The 17,225-nt window shown below is 56.8% G+C and carries 17 protein-coding genes; 7 read left to right on the top strand and 10 right to left on the bottom strand.

Annotation, left to right across the window (positions count from 1 at the left end; all coding sequences use genetic code 11):
* Nucleotides 1-118: 118 nt before the first annotated feature.
* Complete coding sequence (locus ACR0DX_RS11425; RefSeq protein ID WP_170354066.1) at nt 119-1,618, bottom strand: CoA-acylating methylmalonate-semialdehyde dehydrogenase; 1,500 nt, start codon at nt 1,616-1,618, stop codon at nt 119-121.
* A 125-nt stretch (nt 1,619-1,743) separates the two neighbouring features.
* On the opposite strand from ACR0DX_RS11425, the gene ACR0DX_RS11430 reads away from it, so the two are divergent.
* From ACR0DX_RS11430 to coaD, 3 genes are all read left to right on the top strand, one after another.
* A complete protein-coding gene (locus ACR0DX_RS11430; RefSeq protein ID WP_174821799.1) occupies nt 1,744-2,625 on the top strand; it encodes a LysR family transcriptional regulator in 882 nt (293 codons plus the stop codon).
* 60 nt (nt 2,626-2,685) lie between these two features.
* A complete protein-coding gene (locus ACR0DX_RS11435) occupies nt 2,686-3,123 on the top strand; it encodes a CBS domain-containing protein (RefSeq protein ID WP_480846193.1) in 438 nt (145 codons plus the stop codon).
* 85 nt (nt 3,124-3,208) lie between these two features.
* The gene (gene coaD / locus ACR0DX_RS11440; protein WP_170354069.1) at nt 3,209-3,700 is read left to right on the top strand and encodes a pantetheine-phosphate adenylyltransferase; all 492 of its coding nucleotides are present in this window, start codon (nt 3,209-3,211) and stop codon (nt 3,698-3,700) included.
* Here the strand turns inward: coaD and gap (ACR0DX_RS11445) are convergent.
* From gap (ACR0DX_RS11445) to gap (ACR0DX_RS11455), 3 genes are all read right to left on the bottom strand, one after another.
* Nucleotides 3,692-4,696: a type I glyceraldehyde-3-phosphate dehydrogenase gene (gap, locus tag ACR0DX_RS11445; protein ID WP_170354070.1), complete on the bottom strand. Its 1,005-nt coding sequence runs from the start codon at nt 4,694-4,696 to the stop codon at nt 3,692-3,694. The two genes, coaD and gap (ACR0DX_RS11445), sit on opposite strands and share 9 nt — an antisense overlap.
* Nucleotides 4,697-4,777: 81 nt before the next feature.
* A complete protein-coding gene (locus ACR0DX_RS11450; RefSeq protein WP_170354071.1) occupies nt 4,778-4,921 on the bottom strand; it encodes a hypothetical protein in 144 nt (47 codons plus the stop codon).
* Nucleotides 4,922-4,992: 71 nt separating this feature from the next.
* Entirely contained in the window at nt 4,993-5,994 is a 1,002-nt protein-coding gene (gap, locus tag ACR0DX_RS11455; protein ID WP_170354072.1) for a type I glyceraldehyde-3-phosphate dehydrogenase, read from the bottom strand.
* Nucleotides 5,995-6,176: 182 nt separating this feature from the next.
* On the opposite strand from gap (ACR0DX_RS11455), the gene ACR0DX_RS11460 reads away from it, so the two are divergent.
* Nucleotides 6,177-7,115: a DUF808 domain-containing protein gene (locus ACR0DX_RS11460; protein WP_170354073.1), complete on the top strand. Its 939-nt coding sequence runs from the start codon at nt 6,177-6,179 to the stop codon at nt 7,113-7,115.
* Nucleotides 7,116-7,157: 42 nt separating this feature from the next.
* Here ACR0DX_RS11460 and ACR0DX_RS11465 read toward each other — a convergent pair whose 3' ends face one another.
* Nucleotides 7,158-7,508: a hypothetical protein gene (locus ACR0DX_RS11465; RefSeq protein ID WP_170354074.1), complete on the bottom strand. Its 351-nt coding sequence runs from the start codon at nt 7,506-7,508 to the stop codon at nt 7,158-7,160.
* Between the two features lie 162 nt (nt 7,509-7,670).
* A complete protein-coding gene (gene tkt, locus ACR0DX_RS11470; RefSeq protein WP_170354075.1) occupies nt 7,671-9,692 on the bottom strand; it encodes a transketolase in 2,022 nt (673 codons plus the stop codon).
* 234 nt (nt 9,693-9,926) lie between these two features.
* Between tkt and ACR0DX_RS11475 the strand changes: the two genes are divergently transcribed.
* The 3 genes from ACR0DX_RS11475 to ACR0DX_RS11485 are packed head-to-tail and all read left to right on the top strand — an operon-like array spanning nt 9,927 to nt 11,463.
* Entirely contained in the window at nt 9,927-10,724 is a 798-nt protein-coding gene (locus ACR0DX_RS11475; protein WP_170354076.1) for a hypothetical protein, read from the top strand.
* The gene (locus ACR0DX_RS11480; protein ID WP_480846198.1) at nt 10,724-11,119 is read left to right on the top strand and encodes a cell division protein ZapA; all 396 of its coding nucleotides are present in this window, start codon (nt 10,724-10,726) and stop codon (nt 11,117-11,119) included. The genes ACR0DX_RS11475 and ACR0DX_RS11480 overlap by 1 nt, the downstream gene beginning before the upstream one ends.
* A complete protein-coding gene (locus tag ACR0DX_RS11485) occupies nt 11,119-11,463 on the top strand; it encodes an MliC family protein (RefSeq protein WP_480846200.1) in 345 nt (114 codons plus the stop codon). Before ACR0DX_RS11480 ends, ACR0DX_RS11485 begins: the two co-directional genes overlap by 1 nt.
* Here the strand turns inward: ACR0DX_RS11485 and grxD are convergent, their stop codons facing one another.
* From grxD to ACR0DX_RS11505, 4 genes are all read right to left on the bottom strand, one after another.
* Nucleotides 11,464-11,826 carry a Grx4 family monothiol glutaredoxin gene (grxD, locus tag ACR0DX_RS11490; RefSeq protein ID WP_170354079.1) on the bottom strand — a complete coding sequence of 121 codons (363 nt, stop codon included), beginning with the start codon at nt 11,824-11,826 and terminating at the stop codon, nt 11,464-11,466.
* A gap of 249 nt (nt 11,827-12,075) precedes the next feature.
* Nucleotides 12,076-12,312, bottom strand: coding sequence for a BolA/IbaG family iron-sulfur metabolism protein (locus tag ACR0DX_RS11495; protein ID WP_170354080.1), 237 nt, complete (start codon nt 12,310-12,312; stop codon nt 12,076-12,078).
* 125 nt (nt 12,313-12,437) lie between these two features.
* On the bottom strand, nt 12,438-14,597 hold the full coding sequence (gene purL, locus ACR0DX_RS11500) for a phosphoribosylformylglycinamidine synthase subunit PurL (protein ID WP_170724314.1): 2,160 nt from the start codon (nt 14,595-14,597) through the stop codon (nt 12,438-12,440).
* Nucleotides 14,598-14,750: 153 nt separating this feature from the next.
* Complete coding sequence (locus tag ACR0DX_RS11505) at nt 14,751-17,000, bottom strand: mechanosensitive ion channel family protein (protein ID WP_170354082.1); 2,250 nt, start codon at nt 16,998-17,000, stop codon at nt 14,751-14,753.
* Nucleotides 17,001-17,225: the final 225 nt, after the last annotated feature.

Consider the following 17,225-nt stretch of genomic DNA (forward strand, 5'->3'; position numbering starts at 1 on the left):
AAATAGTTTGTGTAGAAAATATTCCTGTTGATCGGTTTTTTCCAGATATAGAGGTCTGAATTTATCGTGAAGCGTTAAAAAACCGGCCCGCTTAGGGCCGGTTTCGTAGGCAGGTGACTTAGTCCATCGCTTTGAAGTTAAACTCGCCACCTTCTTTGATGCCCGACGGCCAGCGGGCCGTGACGGTTTTGGTGCGGGTGTAGAATTTGAAGCTGTCAGGGCCGTGCTGGTTCAGATCACCGAACATGGATTTCTTCCAGCCGCCAAAGGTGTGGTAGGCCAACGGCACCGGGATCGGAACGTTGACGCCGACCATGCCGATGTTGATCCGGCTGGCAAAGTCACGTGCAGTGTCACCATCACGTGTGAATATCGCAGTACCGTTGCCGTATTCGTGGTCCATTGCCAGACCAATCGCCTCTTCGTACGAACCTGCACGCACGGTGGACAAAACCGGGCCGAAGATCTCTTGCTTGTAGATATCCATTTCCGGCGTCACGTGATCGAACAGGTGCGGGCCAACAAAAAAGCCATCTTCATAGCCTTGCAGGCTGAAATCACGGTTGTCGACGACCAACTTGGCACCTTGTTCCACGCCAGAGTTGATCAGACCCAGAATGCGTTCTTTTGCGGCGGCCGTCACGACGGGGCCCATATCCACGTCGTCACCTGCCGTATATGGACCGACCTTCAGTTTCTCGATGCGCGGGATTAGCTTTTCGACAAGCGCGTCTGCAGTGTCGTCACCGACCGGAACAGCAACCGAAACGGCCATGCAGCGTTCGCCAGCGGCACCGAAACCGGCGCCAACAAGCGCGTCGGCAGCTTTATCCATATCGGCATCGGGCATGACGATCATGTGGTTCTTGGCCCCACCGAAACACTGCGCCCGCTTACCATTCGCAGAGGCGCGGCTGTAGATATACTGCGCAATCGGAGTCGAACCCACAAACGAAACACCTTGGATGATCTCGCTGTCCAGAAGGGTGTCGACTGCTTCCTTGTCGCCATTCACAACCTGGAACACACCTTTCGGAAGACCCGCTTCGATGAACAGCTCGGCCAGCATCAACGGGACCGACGGATCACGTTCTGAAGGTTTCAGAACAATGGCGTTGCCGCAGGCCAGCGCGGGGCCTACGTGCCACAAAGGCATCATGGCCGGGAAATTGAACGGCATGATCGATGCCACGACGCCAAGGGGCTGACGCATCGAATAGATGTCAATGCCGGGGCCGGCGCTGTCTGTGTACTCACCCTTCAGCATATGTGGGGCACCGACACAGTATTCGATCACTTCCAAACCGCGTTGCAGGTCGCCCTTGGCGTCCGGAATGGTCTTGCCGTGCTCGCGGCTTAGGACTTCGGCCAGCTTGTCCATGTCACGGTTGATCAGCCCAACCATGGCCATCATCACGCGCGCGCGTTTTTGCGGGTTGGTTGCGCCCCAAGCGGGTTGCGCTGCAGCTGCGCTTTCGATGGCGGCTGTGGTTTCGGCAGCGCTGGCCATCGGGCATTTGTATTGCACTTCACCCGTGGCCGGGTTGAACACATCGTCAAAGCGACCGGATGTGCCGGCGACATTCTCACCGTTGATGAAATGGGACAGTTCGGTCATTGCGAATTCCTCCGGGTTGTTTCGGCGCAGAATAGGCTTGCATAAATCGCGTGAACAGAGGCAATAATTCAAAAATATTTTGCAAAAATGCAAAAGGAGGTGGGGTGGTTCCAAACTGGGATGACATGCGGGTGTTTTTGGCCGTCGCGCGTGAGGAAAGCCTATCAGCCGCAGGTCGGCGTCTTAAGATCGACCCGGCGACAGTAGGGCGCAGGGTCGCACGGCTTGAGGCATCGCTGGATGCGCCTTTGTTTACCAAGTCGCAGCAAGGCTATGTTCTGACGCCAATCGGGGAACGCTTGCTTGATCACGGCTTGAAGGCCGAAGAAGCCATGCGGGCCGCATCCGGTTCTGTCTCGGGATCATCCAAGACACTGAGTGGCCAAATCAGGATCGGTGCTCCGGATGGCTGCGCCACGTATCTTTTGCCACAAGTCTGCGCGAAAATCTGCGACGCGAATCCCGAATTGGATATTCAGATTCTGTCTTTGCCCCGTGTGATTAACCTGTCCCGCCGTGAGGCGGATATGGCCATAACGGTCAGCGCGCCCACGGCTGGCCGGTTTCTGGTGCAAAAGATCACGGACTACCGGCTACATCTGGTTGCCAGTCAGGAATACCTGAATGCGCAAGCGAAAATTGAGAACCTGGAAGCTCTTAGAAGGCATCGATTTATTGGCTATATCCCGGATATGATTTTTGACCGGGAACTCGACTATCTGGTCGATATCGGGGTTGAACGAGTTGCTCTTGCATCGAATTCGATATCGGTTCAGCTGGGGCAAGCATCGCTCGGGTCAGGGGTTTGTGTGGGGCACGATTTTGCGCTGCCATTCCATCCAAACCTGCGGAAAATCCTGACGGATCAGCTTAGTCTGACCCGCAGGTATTTTCTAATCCGACATCAGGGTGATCAACGAAATGAACGCTTGAACCGGTTCGCACAGGCTTTGACTGCCGGAATCCGCGAGGAAGTCGTGCGTCTGGAAGCTGAAGCTTCACCTTGACACATATGGGCATTCCGGCAACGCTTTGTAAAACAGCGAGTTATTTCGGAGGTTTCGCACATGCTGGTTCAGGCCATTCTGAAATCAAAGGCTACGGAAGGGGTCGAAACGGTTACGCCCGATCTCACTGTGTCCGATGCGGCAAAAATCCTGGCAGAAAAGCGGATCGGGACGGTTGTGGTCTCTGAAGACGGGGGGGAAACGGCATCTGGAATTTTGTCGGAACGTGATATTGTGCGAGAGTTGGCTGCAAGTGGAAGTGGTTGTCTGGCGAAATCGGTCAGCGCTTACATGACCAGCGATCTTGTAACTGCGACGCGTCAGGACTCGGTTCAGGATGTCCTCAGCCGCATGACCGAAGGGCGTTTCCGCCATATGCCTGTCGTCGAAGATGGCAAGCTGATAGGTATCGTAACACTTGGGGATGTGGTCAAAGCACAGCTTTCGGAATTGGCGATGGAGAAAGAGGCGCTCCAGACAATGATCATGGGCCACTAATTTCAGACAGGGCCAAAGCGCCCTATTGCACCCACGGCAGAGTTGTGTTTGCTTGCGCCGAAATTTTATTGCGCAGGAGGGCGCGATGCGGGTCGCATTATATCCCGGAACTTTTGATCCGATCACACTGGGCCATATCGACATTATTCGCCGGGCTGCTGCGATGGTCGACAAGCTTGTGATCGGTGTAGCAATCAACCGAGACAAGGGCCCGTTGTTTTCTTTGGAAGAGCGCGTCGCTATGATCGAAGCCGAGTGCGCCCAACTATCCGAGCAGACCGGTACAGTGATTGTCGCGCATCCCTTCGAAAACCTGCTGATCGATTGCGCACGCGACGTTGGAGCGCAAACCATAGTACGCGGATTGCGGGCCGTGGCTGATTTTGAGTACGAATTTCAAATGGTTGGAATGAATCGCGCGCTGGATGATTCAATCGAAACGGTCTTTCTGATGGCCGAGGCGCGCCATCAGGCGATCGCGTCCAAGCTGGTCAAGGAAATTGCGCGGCTGGGCGGGGACGTCTCCAAATTCGTTACGCCCCGCGTTGTTACAGCCTTACAGAACCGCTTAAGCTGACGCACCCATTGCCATTGCAGTATCCAGCATGCGGTTCGAGAAACCCCATTCGTTATCATACCAGGCCAGAACCCGGACCAATGTCCCGTCGGTTACCTTTGTTTCTGCAAGTGACACGGTCGAGCTGTGGGAATCGTGATTGAAGTCGACCGATATCAAGGGGCGTTTCTCAGCCGCCAGAACACCCGGGATCTTCTCGGCAGCAGCGACGAACAAGGCATTTACCTCATCCTCGGTCGTCGGGCGCGAAACCTCGGCAACAAGATCAACAACCGAAACATTCGGGGTTGGAACCCTAATGGCTTGTCCCGTCAGTTTCCCCTGAAGTTGTGGAAGCACCAAGCCCACTGCGGCGGCTGCGCCGGTTGTCGTAGGAATCATCGATAATGCCGCAGCGCGGGAAAGGTAGGGGTCTTTGCCGGCGGTATCATGGACGGGTTGGCTGGCGGTATAAGCATGGACGGTTGTCATGTTGCCATGCACAATTCCCAGGCCATCGTCCAACGCGGCTGCAACTGGCGACAGGCAGTTGGTCGTGCATGATGCATTTGACACGATAATATCATCGGCTGTCAGTTCGTGATCATTCACTCCGTAAACTACGGTTTTGACGCCGCCATCCCCGCGTGCGGGGGCTGAAATCAGAACCTTGCTTGCCCCGTTTTCAAGATGACGAGCTGCGGCTTCGCGCGTGCGAAACACTCCAGTGCACTCCAACACGACATCAATATCTGACCAGTCCAGTTTTTCAGGCTCTCGCTCGCTTGTCAGGCGAATAGGGCCAGCGCCCACATCCAAGCCAGCTTCGGTGAGCTTCACAGGTTTGAAATACCGGCCATGGACGCTGTCGAATTCAAACATGTGGGCGTTCATCTCGGGTTTGGCCAGATCATTGATCGCGACGATTTCAACGTCTGTCCGGCCACTTTCCATCACGGCGCGCAAGACGCCACGTCCGATCCGTCCAAATCCATTGATTGCAAGCTTGAGTGTCATGATCCGCTCCGTCGCGTGTCGTCCAATAAAAGGTTAGCGCTAACAAAGCTAAAACAGTCAAAAAGTCAAGCAAAACCTATCTCATCGCCAGAATGCGATCCAATCCAGAAAGTCGTAGAGTTTTTTGCCCAGGAAAAGCAGATGCTCGGTTCCATAGACGGCGACATCGGCAATCATGATGCCCAGAATCAAAAAACCCAGCCAGATAGCGATTTGATTGGTCATCAAGGCCCCGAACAGAAATGCCCGCCCAGATAACCTGAGCGGGGAAAAAGGTTCAAGAATTCAAACGGGTCTTAGTTAAGGCGGCCCATTGCCACAGCAACATCGGCCATGCGAACTGAGAAGGCCCATTCGTTGTCGTACCATGCCAGAACGCGCACCATGCGGTCATTGACGACGCGGGTCTGGTCCGGAGCGAAGATCGAACTTTCCTCGGTATGGTTGAAATCTGTCGAGACCAGTGGAGCAGGCTCGTAGCCCAGAACGCGCTGCATATGACCTTGCGAGGCTTCACGGACAATCGCGTTCACCTCATCCACTGTCACATCGCGACCGGCGCGGAATGTTAGGTCAACAGCGGATACATTCGGGGTCGGAACCCGGATTGCCGAGCCATCCAGACGACCTTTGAGGTTCGGCAGAACCTCACCCAGCGCCTTGGCAGCACCGGTCGAAGTCGGGATCATCGACATAGCGGCAGCGCGAGCGCGGTACAGGTCGCTGTGGCGACGGTCCAGCGTAGGCTGGTCGCCAGTATAGGCGTGGATCGTGGTCATGATGCCATGTTCGATCCCGACGCCTTCGTCCAGAACCTTGGCAAGCGGAGCAAGGCAGTTTGTGGTGCAGGAGCCGTTCGAAACCATTTTGTCATCAGCAGCAAGGCTGTTGTGGTTCACGCCATAGACGATGGTTTTATCGACATTCTTGCCCGGAGCCGACAGCAGAACCTTTTGCGCCCCACGCTCAAGGTGAGTCTTGGCCTTCAGGCCGTCATTGAACTTGCCGGTGCACTCCAGAACGACGTCGCAACCCTCCCAGTCCAGCTCGTTCATGTCGTAGGTCGAGAACATCTCCATCGGGCCGCGGCCCAGATCCATGGTATTGCCCTCGATCGAGACGTCGCGGGGGAAGCGCCCGTGGACGCTGTCATATTTCAGCAGATGCGCCGTGGTTTCCAGCGGGCCGGTTGCGTTGACCTTGATCACTTCGATGTCGTTGCGGGCCGATGCCGCGATATGCGACAGGGTGCAGCGGCCGATACGGCCAAAACCATTGATGCCGACCTTGATGGTCATATGACGTCTCCAAAATGCGCTTGCGTTGCAGGCGATATAGCGGCCCTAACGCGTTCTCAAAAGAGTAAAAGTGACATATTTTTAACGTGTTAGCGCAAACCTTCTCCGGTATCGCTAACGCTTGCGCTAGCTGAAAGATCAGGTAGGGTCCACCTGCGGCTGGTTACAGGAAGGAACTAGGCATGAGCGGTCTTTTGGCATTGCTGGACGATGTTGCCGGAATTGCAAAAGTTGCGGCATCGTCGGTTGATGATGTTGTTGCAGCGGCGGGCAAGGCCGGGGCTAAAACGGCGGGTGTAATCATTGACGATGCCGCCGTGACGCCGAAATACGTGCAAGGTTTCGCCCCGGCGCGCGAGTTGCCGATCATCTGGCGCATCGCGCGCGGGTCGGTTTTTAACAAGATCGTGCTGCTGCTGCCCGTTGCGCTGTTGCTGGCTAATTTCGCGCCTTGGCTGATCACGCCTTTGCTGATGCTGGGCGGGTCTTATTTATGTTTCGAGGGGGCTGAGAAGATTTTCCATGTCCTCTTCCCCCATGGCAGCCACGTCATCGACGATGATATGAAAATCCGCGATCCGGGCCATCTGGAAGAGCAAAAAGTCAAAGGCGCAATAAAGACCGATTTCATTCTGTCGGCCGAGATCATGACCATCGCGCTTGCTGCCATCGAAGCGCCGAACATCTGGATGCAGGCGGCGACGCTGGCTGTTGTCGGGATCGGTGTGACGGTGGCGGTCTATGGCTCGGTGGCGTTGATCGTGAAGATGGACGATGTGGGCCTGTTTCTGGCGCAGAACGCACCGACCCCGATCGGACGCGGAACCGGGCGAGGCTTGGTCAAAGCCATGCCGATTGTGATGAAGGTGCTTTCTATCGTCGGAACCGCCGCGATGCTGTGGGTCGGCGGGTCGATCATCATCCACGGGCTCGAGGTTTTGGGCTTTGGCTGGCTGGGCCACCACATTCACGACTGGGCCTATGCGGTGGGCCATATGGTTTCTGCTCAATACGAGGGCGCCGTGGAGTGGATCGCCAAGGCCGCCATGGACGGAGTATTCGGACTGGCTTGGGGGATGGTACTAATCCCACCGGCGACGAAACTGTTAAAATCCCACTGAACAATAAAATCCGCGCCGCAGTTTCGGCGGCGCGGATTGGCGTTAGAACCCGTTAGTGTTGCCTTTGACCACGACGCCAGACCCGTCAACCTTGCCATCTTTGACCAGGGTAACGGCGGCTCCGTCAATTTTCAGGTCCCAGCAGTTTTTGGGATCATCGCCATACTGAAAGCACATCCCATCATCTGTTGCTTCCCACTTGCCCGAATAGCCTTCGCCTTTGATGGTACCGTCGGCTGCATAATACTCGGTAAACGCGCCTGACAGCATGCCGCCTGCATAGGTGTGGTCGGCCATCGTTTTTTGAATTTCTTCCTTGCTGGCGAAATCCCCCGCGAATGCTGGGGCAGCCAGGATCACTGCTACGGCGCTCAGGACGGCGTGTTTCCTCATTTCTAAACTTCCCTGTGACTGGATTGCCTTCAGCACTTAAGGCGTTATTGCCTACGAAATAGGGCAGGTGGGATCACGACGCCTCACCAGTCTGTGAGGGTGGGCCGAAAAAAAAAGGCGGCCCATGCGGACCGCCTGTTTCCTTTGGACTGACGTCGGGAATTAACCCAGCAGTTCCTTGACTTTGGCGACTGTGGCCTCGGCAGTGATGCCGAAATGCTTATACAGCTCACCCGCAGGGGCCGACGCACCAAAGCCCGACATGCCGATGAACCCGGCTTTGGCTTCACGGCCACGCTCGCCCAGCAGCCAGCGGTCCCAGCCACCGGCGCGCACGGCGGCCTCGATGCCGACGCGGACGGCACCAGCGGGCAGCACGCGCTTGCGATAGGCTTCGTCCTGCTCGGCGAACAACTCCATACAGGGCATGGAGACGACGCGTGTGCCGATGCCTTCGGCTTCAAGCATTGCTTTGGCTTCCATTGCCAGCGAAACCTCAGAGCCGGTGGCGATCAGGATCGCCTGACGCTTGCTCTCGGCTTCGGCCAGAACGTAAGCACCCTGAGCGGTCAGGTTCTTGGCTTTGTGATCCTTGCGCACGGTCGGCACGCCCTGACGAGTCAGCGACAGGACCGAGGGGCTTTCCTTGAAGGTCAGCGCCAGTTCCCAGGCTTCTGCTGTTTCAACCGTGTCGGCGGGGCGGAACACATAGGTGTTGGGCGTTGCGCGGCTGATGGCCAGATGCTCGACCGGCTGGTGGGTCGGGCCGTCTTCGCCCAGACCGATCGAATCGTGGGTCATCACGAAGACCGACGGGATTTTCATCAACGCGGCCAGACGCATCGATGGACGCGCATAGTCGGTGAAGGCCATGAACGTGCCGCCATACGGGCGGATGCCACCGTGCAGCGCCATGCCGTTCATCGCAGCGGCCATGCCGTGTTCGCGGATACCGTAGTGGATGTAACGACCCTTGCGGTTTTCCGGCAGGAACACGCCCATATCAGCAGATTTGGTGTTGTTCGAGCCCGTCAGGTCGGCCGAACCGCCCACAGTCTCGGTCATGATCGGGTTGACGACGTTCAAAACCTTCTCCGACGAGGCGCGGGTGGCCAGTTTCGGTTGGTCATCTGAGGCTTGTTTCTTGAACGCGCGGATCGCGCCGGCCAGTTTCTTGGGCGCTTCAAATGCGTAGGCGCGGTTGAACTCTGCCTGCTTGCGCTCCGAGATTTGTGCGAAACGTTCTTCCCATGCCGCGCGCTCTGCGGCACCGCGTGCACCGATGGCTTCCCATGCGGATTTCACATCGGCGGGGATTTCAAACGCGCCATGCGGCCAGCCATAGCCGTCTTTGGCGGCTTTCAACTGATCCTGATCGGTCAGCGCACCGTGTCCTTTCGAAGTGTCCTGCGCTGCGTGACCCAATGCGATGTGGCTTTCGCAGGCAATCATGGTCGGCTTGTTCGACTTTTTCGCCTGCACGATGGCCGCGTCGATGGCCTGCGGATCGTGTCCGTCAATCTCGATCACATGCCAGCCTGAGGCCGCGAAACGGCGCACCTGATCGGTGCGGTCTGCGATGTCCACGGTGCCGTCGATGGTGATGTTGTTGTTGTCCCAGAAAACAATCAGCTTGCTCAGCTCGTGACGTCCGGCAAGGGTGATGGCTTCTTGGCTGACCCCTTCCATCAGGCAGCCGTCGCCCGCGATCACATAGGTATAGTGGTCAACGACCTTCTTACCGTATTGCGCGCGCTGGATTTCCTCGGCCATTGCAAAGCCTACAGCGTTCGAGATGCCCTGACCCAGTGGGCCGGTGGTGGTCTCGATGCCATTGACCAAGAAGTTCTCGGGGTGGCCCGCAGTTTTTGCGCCCAGCTGGCGGAAGTTCTTGATCTCGTCCAGAGTGACGTCAGCGTGGCCTGTAAGATAGAGCAGCGAATAGATCAGCATCGAGCCGTGACCTGCAGACAGGACAAACCGGTCACGATCGGGCCAGTTCGGCGCCGAGGCGTCAAATTTCAGGTGCTTTTCGAACAGCACGGTCGCGACGTCGGCCATGCCCATCGGCATGCCGGAATGGCCGGAATTGGCGGCGGCGACGGCATCAAGGGTCAATGTGCGGATGGCCGCAGCCTTGTCCCAATGTTCGGGGTTTGCATTGCGCAGCGCAGTCAGGTCCACGGGCGTTATTCCTTTGGATTACAGGCAGATTGCGCGCTGAATACCACTCAGTCCTCAAAGTGCAAGCAGAACCGGGGGTTACAAGGGTGAACTGCTTCAAGAACGTGGCTCAAGTATTTGAAAGCAAACAGTGGGTATTTTCCGCGCCATTCGGTTAGACTAGACCAATTCGTGAATTAAGTTGATTCGGATGAACCGCAGCACACGGAACCTTGATAAAGAGGTGGCAGGGGCATGAGCCAGATCGAAGAATTACAGCGCCGTATTGTTGTCGCGATGGAACGTATCGGTGCAAGCGTGGACGCCATGGGTGCAATGTCAGAACCTCCGCGCGCGCAAGATGAAACGTTGCGTGCCGCGCTGGATGACGAACGTGTAGCAAATGCGCAATTGGAAGAGCGTCTTAGAGCCCTCAAGCAACGTCATGAACAGGAAGTCGACGCAATGCGCGCCGATATGGAGAGCTTGCGTTCGGTGCCTGCTGAACACCCAGAAAATGGAGCTTTGCGCGAGCAATTGGCTGAAGCAACCGCGAAACTGGCCGCAGTGGAAGCCGCCCGCGCAGAGCTTGCGGACGCAAAGGCGGCTTTAGAAGATCAGGACGAGCTTGCAGTTTTGAAGGCGGAGAACGATCGGTTGAAGGCGACTGCAAGCGTGGCAGAGGGCTTGAAGGCCGAGAATGCGCGTTTGAAATCGGAACTGGCTGATAGCGAGCGGGTCGCTGAGTTAAGTGCCGAGCTTGAGATGTTGCGCGCCGAACGCAGTAGTCATGGCGCGGCTATGTCCCGATTGGATGACGATCTGCAGCGTATGCGCAAGGCTAATGAACAGTTGCGCAATTCGGTCGATGAACTGCGCGCTGCGTCCGAGGGCGGTTTGCCGGATGCCGAACTTCTAAACCGCGCAACAGTAGCCGAACTGGAAGCGACCCGAGCCGCTCAGGCCACGGACGCGGCCGAAGCGCATGCTGTGCTGGCGCGACTAGAGCCGCTTTTGTCGCAAGCCAAGCTGGCTGAAGGAGAGGTGGAGTAATGCCCGAGGTAACCATTCAAATCGGTGGGCGGGGTTTTGACGTCTCATGTCAGGACGGGGAAGAAGTGTTCCTGCAAGCCGCCGCTAAGATGTTGGACGACGAAGCACAGGTTCTTTCTGATCAAATAGGACGAATGCCCGAGTCCAGAATGCTGCTGATGGCCGGCCTCATGCTTGCTGACAAAACGGCCGCGTCGGAAGATCAGATTAGTTCCCTGCAAGCAAAATTGGCCGAGGCCGAGGCCGAAATTCTGGCTTTGCGCAACAAGCCACAGCCTGAACCCGAAAGGGTCGAGGTAGCGGTTGTGCCGCCTTCCGTGACAGACACGCTAGCTGAATTGGCGGCGCGCGCCGAAGCGCTTGCCTCGGTTTTGGAAGAAAAGACTGCGGGATGATGTTGCGTCGGATATCTGCTGTTTTCATGGCGACGGTGTTGGGAAGCACCGCTTGGGCGGAACTCGACGTTCTCCCTGTTACCTTCACCTGCGACAATGCCGTTCCGCTTGAGGTGGTGTTCTTTAACGCCTCGGACGGCTCGAGCGCTGCAGCCATGCTGGTCGACAATCAACTGATCGCGCTAGAGCAAAGTATCAGTGGATCGGGAATCCAATACAGATCCGAAGGCAACGGTGGCACCTATATTCTGCGGTCCAAAGGTTGGGATGCAACGGTCAGCTTTCTGGCGACAGGGGACGCCGCCAGCGAGCAGGTTATACTAGAGAATTGCTCCAGCCGGTGATCAGGCGTTTGCTTCGCGGATCTTGTCGGCGGCTTCTTTGTTGTAACCGACGCCGTTGTCATCAAACAGCGTGTCCAACTCGCCTGACAGAGTCATCTCGGTGATGATGTCGCAACCGCCGACAAATTCGCCTTTGACGTAAAGCTGCGGCACGGTCGGCCAGTCGGAATAATCCTTGATGCCTTGACGGACCTCTTCATCCGCTAGAACGTTCACGTCGGCATAGTCGACGCCCATATAGTTCAGCACACCAGCCACGCGGGACGAAAACCCACATTGAGGCATTTCCTTGGTGCCCTTCATATAAAGCACCACATCGTTGGCTTTGACGGTTTCGTCGATCTGGGTTTTCACGTCAGTCATTTCGCGTTTCCTTTGCTCTTCGGCATCATCGCTTTGGCGAAGTCTTGTGGGTCTTTTGGAATATGGGTCTGCGTTGAACGAATTGCACCGTCATGCGAATTGTAAGACGAGTGCAGAATGTGTTTGTCCTGCGCAGGCAGAGATCCTCGTCCTGTTTTGCGGCCGGTCTTTGTGTGGTTCCACGCTAACAGTCCGATTAGCAGGACAAAGACAGAAATCGCAATTGTGAGTGCGATCAAATGCTCCATGTTACTCCGGCACTTTTGTAGTCAGCGCCAGCGCGTGCAACTCTCCATCTGGGCCGTCCATCTTACCTTTCAAGGCCGCATAGACCGCTCGCTGTTGTTGAACCCGGTTTTTGCCGCGAAAGCTTTCGTCCACGACCATGGCGGACATATGCACGCCGTCGCTGCCGCCGACCTGAATTTCCGCATCGGGAAAGGCTTCGCGCAGCAGGTGTTCGATTTCGTGGGCGCTCATCGGCATGTAGGTCACTCCTGAAGGTCTTTCCCAAGATGTAGAGCGCCAAAGCGGGGCGCGCAAGTGGTCCTGAAACGACAAAACCCGCGCCGGTCCAAGCGCGGGTTTCATCTTGGTTTGCGAAGGCGATATCAGGCCACGGCTTCGGCAAAGCTGCTGCGGAAGGTGGCGGTCAATTCGTTCAGAGCGGCCTCAGATCCTCCGATCTTGACTGTCTCGCCAGTGAAACGACCAACCGAGACCAGCGGAACACCTGCTTGACCGGCGGCGATCATCAGTGCCTCGGCCTGATCAAAGTTGCAGGCGACCAGATAGCGCGCTTGATCCTCGCCGAACAGGAACTCGGTCGAGGCATCGTCGAGGCAGACGCCCACGCCAGCCGCCTCGGCCAGCTCGAACGCCGCCAGTGCAAGGCCGCCGTCGCTCAGATCGGTGCAGGCTTTGATCATCTCGCGGTTGGCGCGGATAAAGTCGCCGTTGCGTTTTTCGGCGTCCAGATCGACATGGGGCGCGTCACCGTCTTCGCGGTTGAACACCTCAGCCAGCAGGGCGGATTGACCCAGATGGCCTTTGGTTTCGCCGATGACCAGCGCAACATGGCCTTCGCGAACCTCATTGCCGATGATCTCATCAGTGTGGTTTAGCAGGCCAACTGCGCCGATGGTGGGGGTAGGCAGGATCGCCTGACCGTCGGTCTCGTTATAGAGCGAGACGTTGCCCGATACGATCGGCATATCCAGCGCGGCGACAGCCTCGCCAATGCCTTTAATCGCGCCGACGAACTGGCCCATGATCTCGGGCTTTTCGGGGTTGCCGAAATTCAGGTTGTCGGTGGTCGCCAGCGGAGTGGCACCGACGGACGTCAGATTGCGATAGGCTTCGGCCACTGCCTGCTTGCCGCCCTCAATCGGGTTGGCGCGCACGTAACGCGGCGTCACGTCGCTGGTGAAGGCTAGTGCCTTGTCAGTTCCATGCACGCGAACCATGCCCGCGCCGAGGCCGGGGGTGCGGGCGGTGTCGGCCATCACCATTGTGTCGTACTGTTCGTAGACCCATTGCTTGCCTGAATAGTTGGGCGAGGCGAGCAGGGCGCGCAGACCGTCAATCGGATCGATCTGCGGCACTTCGGCCAGTTCATCAGCGGCAGGTGTTTCAACCCATGGGCGGTCATATTCCGGTGCGGTCGAAGAGAGTTTAGACAGCACCAGATCGGCTTTGACCTCACCATTGTGGATGATGAGGAAACGGTCTTCGGCAATCGTTTCGCCGACGATGGCAAAGTCCAGATCCCATTTCTCGAACACGGCACGGGCTTCGGCTTCAAGTTCGGGCTTTAGGACCATCAGCATCCTTTCCTGAGACTCAGACAACATCATCTCGTAGGCGGTCATGTTCTCTTCGCGCTGGGGCACGTTCTCAAGGTCCAGACGCACGCCAAGGCCGCCCTTGTCGCCCATCTCAACGGCGGAACAGGTCAAGCCCGCAGCGCCCATATCCTGAATCGAGATCACCGCGCCGGTCTGCATCAGCTCCAGCGTCGCCTCCATCAGGCGTTTCTCGGTGAAGGGGTCGCCGACCTGAACGGTGGGGCGTTTTTCCTCGATTGTGTCGTCAAACTCGGCCGAAGCCATCGTCGCGCCGCCCACGCCATCGCGGCCGGTTTTAGCACCCAGATAAACGACGGGCATACCGACGCCCGAGGCGGCCGAGTAGAAAATCTTGTCGCTATCGGCGAGACCGGCAGCAAAGGCGTTCACAAGGCAATTGCCGTTATAGGCCGGGTGAAAGCGAACTTCACCGCCCACGCAGGGCACACCGAAGCAGTTGCCATAACCGCCGATACCTTCAACCACGCCATTCACAAGCTGGCGGGTCTTGTGGTGGGCAGGTTCGCCAAAGGACAGGGCGTTCATCGACGCGATGGGCCGCGCGCCCATGGTGAAGACGTCGCGCAGGATGCCGCCCACGCCGGTCGCTGCACCTTGGTAGGGTTCGATATAAGACGGGTGATTGTGGCTTTCCATCTTAAACACCACGGCCTGACCGTCGCCGATATCGACCACACCCGCATTCTCACCCGGACCGCAGATCACCTGCGGACCAGAGGTGGGTAGGGTGCGCAGCCATTTCTTGGACGACTTGTACGAGCAATGCTCGTTCCACATGGCCGAGAAGATGCCCAGTTCGGTGAAAGTCGGCTCGCGCCCGATGATCTCAAGGATCATGTCATATTCGTCGGGCTTCAGCCCGTGTGCGGCGATCAGATCGGGGGTGATTGCGGGCTCTTGCATCTTCTGTCCTGTGTCCAAGTGGGCCGAGATTGCGCGCCTTGTAGGGCAAGGATGCGCCTGTGGGAAGGGTCAAGTCAGCGCAGGCGATCCGCGCCAAAGTAAAACGGAACCGACCAGAGGCCGGTTCCGCCTATTTTGCAGTCAGGTTTTGGCTTAGGCCGGGTTCTGCTGTTGGTTCGCTGCGTCGGCAGCCGCAGCGCCAACGGCGGCCTTCTGCTCTTCAGTCAGGTGGTCGGCGTCTTCCAGGCCCGGAATAGCAACACGCACCTCACGGCGGGCAAAGTCGATGCCGTTTTCCTTGAACGAGGCTTTCACCCGGTTGAATATCTCTTTGCGCAGCGTGAACTGCTTGCCGGGTTTGGCCATAAACTTGCCCCTGATGATCATGCCCACATCGTCGAAATCGAATACGCCTTGTGATTTGAAGGGCTGTAGGAACCCGTCTTTATGGGTTTCGTCGGCCATCATCTCGGCTCCGATCTTCTTGAAGATCTTCTTGACCTTGTTGGGATCAGTATCGAAAGGCACGGTGAATTTCAGCTTCATGATGACCCAGTCACGGCTGTAGTTGGTCAGCTTCTGGATCTCACCATAGGGGATGGTGTGGACTGGGCCCCGGTGGTGACGCAGCTGCATGGACCGGATCGAGATCTTTTCGACCGTGCCGGTGGTGCCGCCCACATCGACGTATTCGCCCACGCGGAAAGCGTCATCGACCAGGAAGAAAATCCCACCAACGATATCTGCTACCAGCTTCTGTGCCCCAAAGCCGATGGCCAGACCCAGAACACCAGCACCGGCCAGCAGTGGTGTGATGTTGATGCCCAACGCGCCCAGCGCCAATAACACAAAGATCACTGCAATCGCGACCTGCGCGGTGACTCGTAGCAGCGGCAGCACCGTCGCCAGACGCGAGCCACCGGCACCGCCACCTTCGCCAGCCTCTTCATCAGGACTTTGGCCATTGGCGGTGTGTTCTTTGGCCAGACGGCGGTTGATCCACAGCGATATGACCTCATTAAGTATATAGCCGATGGCGATAATAATGAAAAACTGCACCAGTTTGCTGCCGGACTCATCACCGCCACCAGCGATTTCCTGAAGGTTCAGATCCCACGCGCGTGAAATCATCAAAATGACCAGAACACCGGCCAAAACGCGCCCGATACGGATGTAGCTGCGCTTGGTCGATTTATACGCGCGTTCGGCTACCGGACCTTCACCTAGCATCGGAGGTTGCAAGTGACGCACCAGACCGCGGATCAGCGTATCCAGTGCGGGCGCTATCAGCAGCCAGAACATAGTGGTGAAATGCGCACCTTGCAGCAACAGCGATCGAAGAACTGGATCTCGCTGTGCGGCTAGGAATTCAACCAGCAGCCAGATCACCGCTGAAACGCCAATGGCGAAATAGGGGTAATAGTAGGCAACTTCCTCGTCAAACTTGGTGTGATCCGGGTCAGTGCCCAGCATCATCTGCGTCAGGCCTTCGCGAGCTTTCCAGGCGATGACACCAATATAGATGTGAATGCCTGCGTTCAGCCAGAAACCGATACGGGTTTCGCCAGGAGTGATGCCGTTGAGCGCGTTGAAGTGCACTGTAAACAGCGTCAAACCGATCAGGATCAGCAACCCAATCAGGTTGCGGTGCAGGAACTTTGCCCAATGATCGTCAATGTTGACCAGTCGGTAATGCGGCTGGTTGGGTGCCAGTACGAAACGCGACGCAGCAGCACCTAGACGGGGAACCCAGATCAGATAGAAGACGAAAGGTGCGGCATAAGTGATCTGTTCTGGCGTCATCAATCCACGCCCAACTGCTCGGATGATTACGTAAAACACTACCAGTCCGGCGATTTCTCGGCAAAAGCGGCGGAACAGAAAACGAACAGCTCCCCGCAGGTCGTTGTCTTGGTGCATGCCTGAATTTTCGTGCCATTTTCGCGTCAAGAGGTAGAACAACTTCTCAGCAATGAAACCAACGACCAATACGCTAAGAACAATACCCATCAGGGTCAGGGCGCCTGTTGAACCAAATGTGCCGATAAAGTTCTCGGTAGCATGAACCTGAGCGCTGATGAGGTTCGGAATGGTCGTCAACACATGCGTCCACGAGGCAACCATTGCCTCCCAGATGGCATTTAATTCCTTGATGGGGTCTTCGCGGTCGGCGGCCTCGGCGGCGCGTTCCTCTGCTACGGCGTCTAGCCGGTCCAGCAAAATGGCGCGAACCTGGTCGTCAGACATCCGCGCGACCAGATCATCCACCTGTTCAGGTGTCAGGTCTTCGGGAATAGCGATAGGCGTAGTCGGACTGGTTGTGCTGCTTTCTTGTGACAGCACTGGCCCCGACAGGCAAATGACGGAAATGATCGCCAAAATGAGGCGAATGGGGTGAAACATCGAATCTGTCCTCGAACTCACGTCTTGATGATTTTTTCGTGATAATAGGGATAAGTGTCAGATTTTCCCAGATGTTTCCCCTGTGGTGTGCGAAAATCTGAAGTTCGAACAAAAAAAAGGCCGAGCACTAAGCTCGGCCGTAGTCCAACAGGGAGGTATGAAGATGATGAGCGTTTCAGCATCACCGTCTTCGAGTGCTCATTTAGGGATCAGTTTATGAACGAT

Source organism: Ruegeria sp. D3, assembly GCF_056534465.1.

Coding starts and splice junctions, on each gene's coding strand:
- ACR0DX_RS11435 (WP_480846193.1), top strand. CDS start 2,686: ATGCTGGTTCAGGCCATTCTGAAATCAAAGGCTACGGAAGGGGTCGAA.
- ACR0DX_RS11430 (WP_174821799.1), top strand. CDS start 1,744: ATGCGGGTGTTTTTGGCCGTCGCGCGTGAGGAAAGCCTATCAGCCGCA.
- gap (WP_170354070.1), bottom strand. CDS start 4,696: ATGACACTCAAGCTTGCAATCAATGGATTTGGACGGATCGGACGTGGC.
- ACR0DX_RS11485 (WP_480846200.1), top strand. CDS start 11,119: ATGTTGCGTCGGATATCTGCTGTTTTCATGGCGACGGTGTTGGGAAGC.
- gap (WP_170354072.1), bottom strand. CDS start 5,994: ATGACCATCAAGGTCGGCATCAATGGTTTTGGCCGTATCGGCCGCTGC.
- ACR0DX_RS11460 (WP_170354073.1), top strand. CDS start 6,177: ATGAGCGGTCTTTTGGCATTGCTGGACGATGTTGCCGGAATTGCAAAA.
- ACR0DX_RS11425 (WP_170354066.1), bottom strand. CDS start 1,618: ATGACCGAACTGTCCCATTTCATCAACGGTGAGAATGTCGCCGGCACA.
- ACR0DX_RS11450 (WP_170354071.1), bottom strand. CDS start 4,921: ATGACCAATCAAATCGCTATCTGGCTGGGTTTTTTGATTCTGGGCATC.
- ACR0DX_RS11465 (WP_170354074.1), bottom strand. CDS start 7,508: ATGAGGAAACACGCCGTCCTGAGCGCCGTAGCAGTGATCCTGGCTGCC.
- coaD (WP_170354069.1), top strand. CDS start 3,209: ATGCGGGTCGCATTATATCCCGGAACTTTTGATCCGATCACACTGGGC.
- ACR0DX_RS11475 (WP_170354076.1), top strand. CDS start 9,927: ATGAGCCAGATCGAAGAATTACAGCGCCGTATTGTTGTCGCGATGGAA.
- purL (WP_170724314.1), bottom strand. CDS start 14,597: ATGCAAGAGCCCGCAATCACCCCCGATCTGATCGCCGCACACGGGCTG.
- ACR0DX_RS11495 (WP_170354080.1), bottom strand. CDS start 12,312: ATGCCGATGAGCGCCCACGAAATCGAACACCTGCTGCGCGAAGCCTTT.
- ACR0DX_RS11505 (WP_170354082.1), bottom strand. CDS start 17,000: ATGTTTCACCCCATTCGCCTCATTTTGGCGATCATTTCCGTCATTTGC.
- grxD (WP_170354079.1), bottom strand. CDS start 11,826: ATGACTGACGTGAAAACCCAGATCGACGAAACCGTCAAAGCCAACGAT.
- ACR0DX_RS11480 (WP_480846198.1), top strand. CDS start 10,724: ATGCCCGAGGTAACCATTCAAATCGGTGGGCGGGGTTTTGACGTCTCA.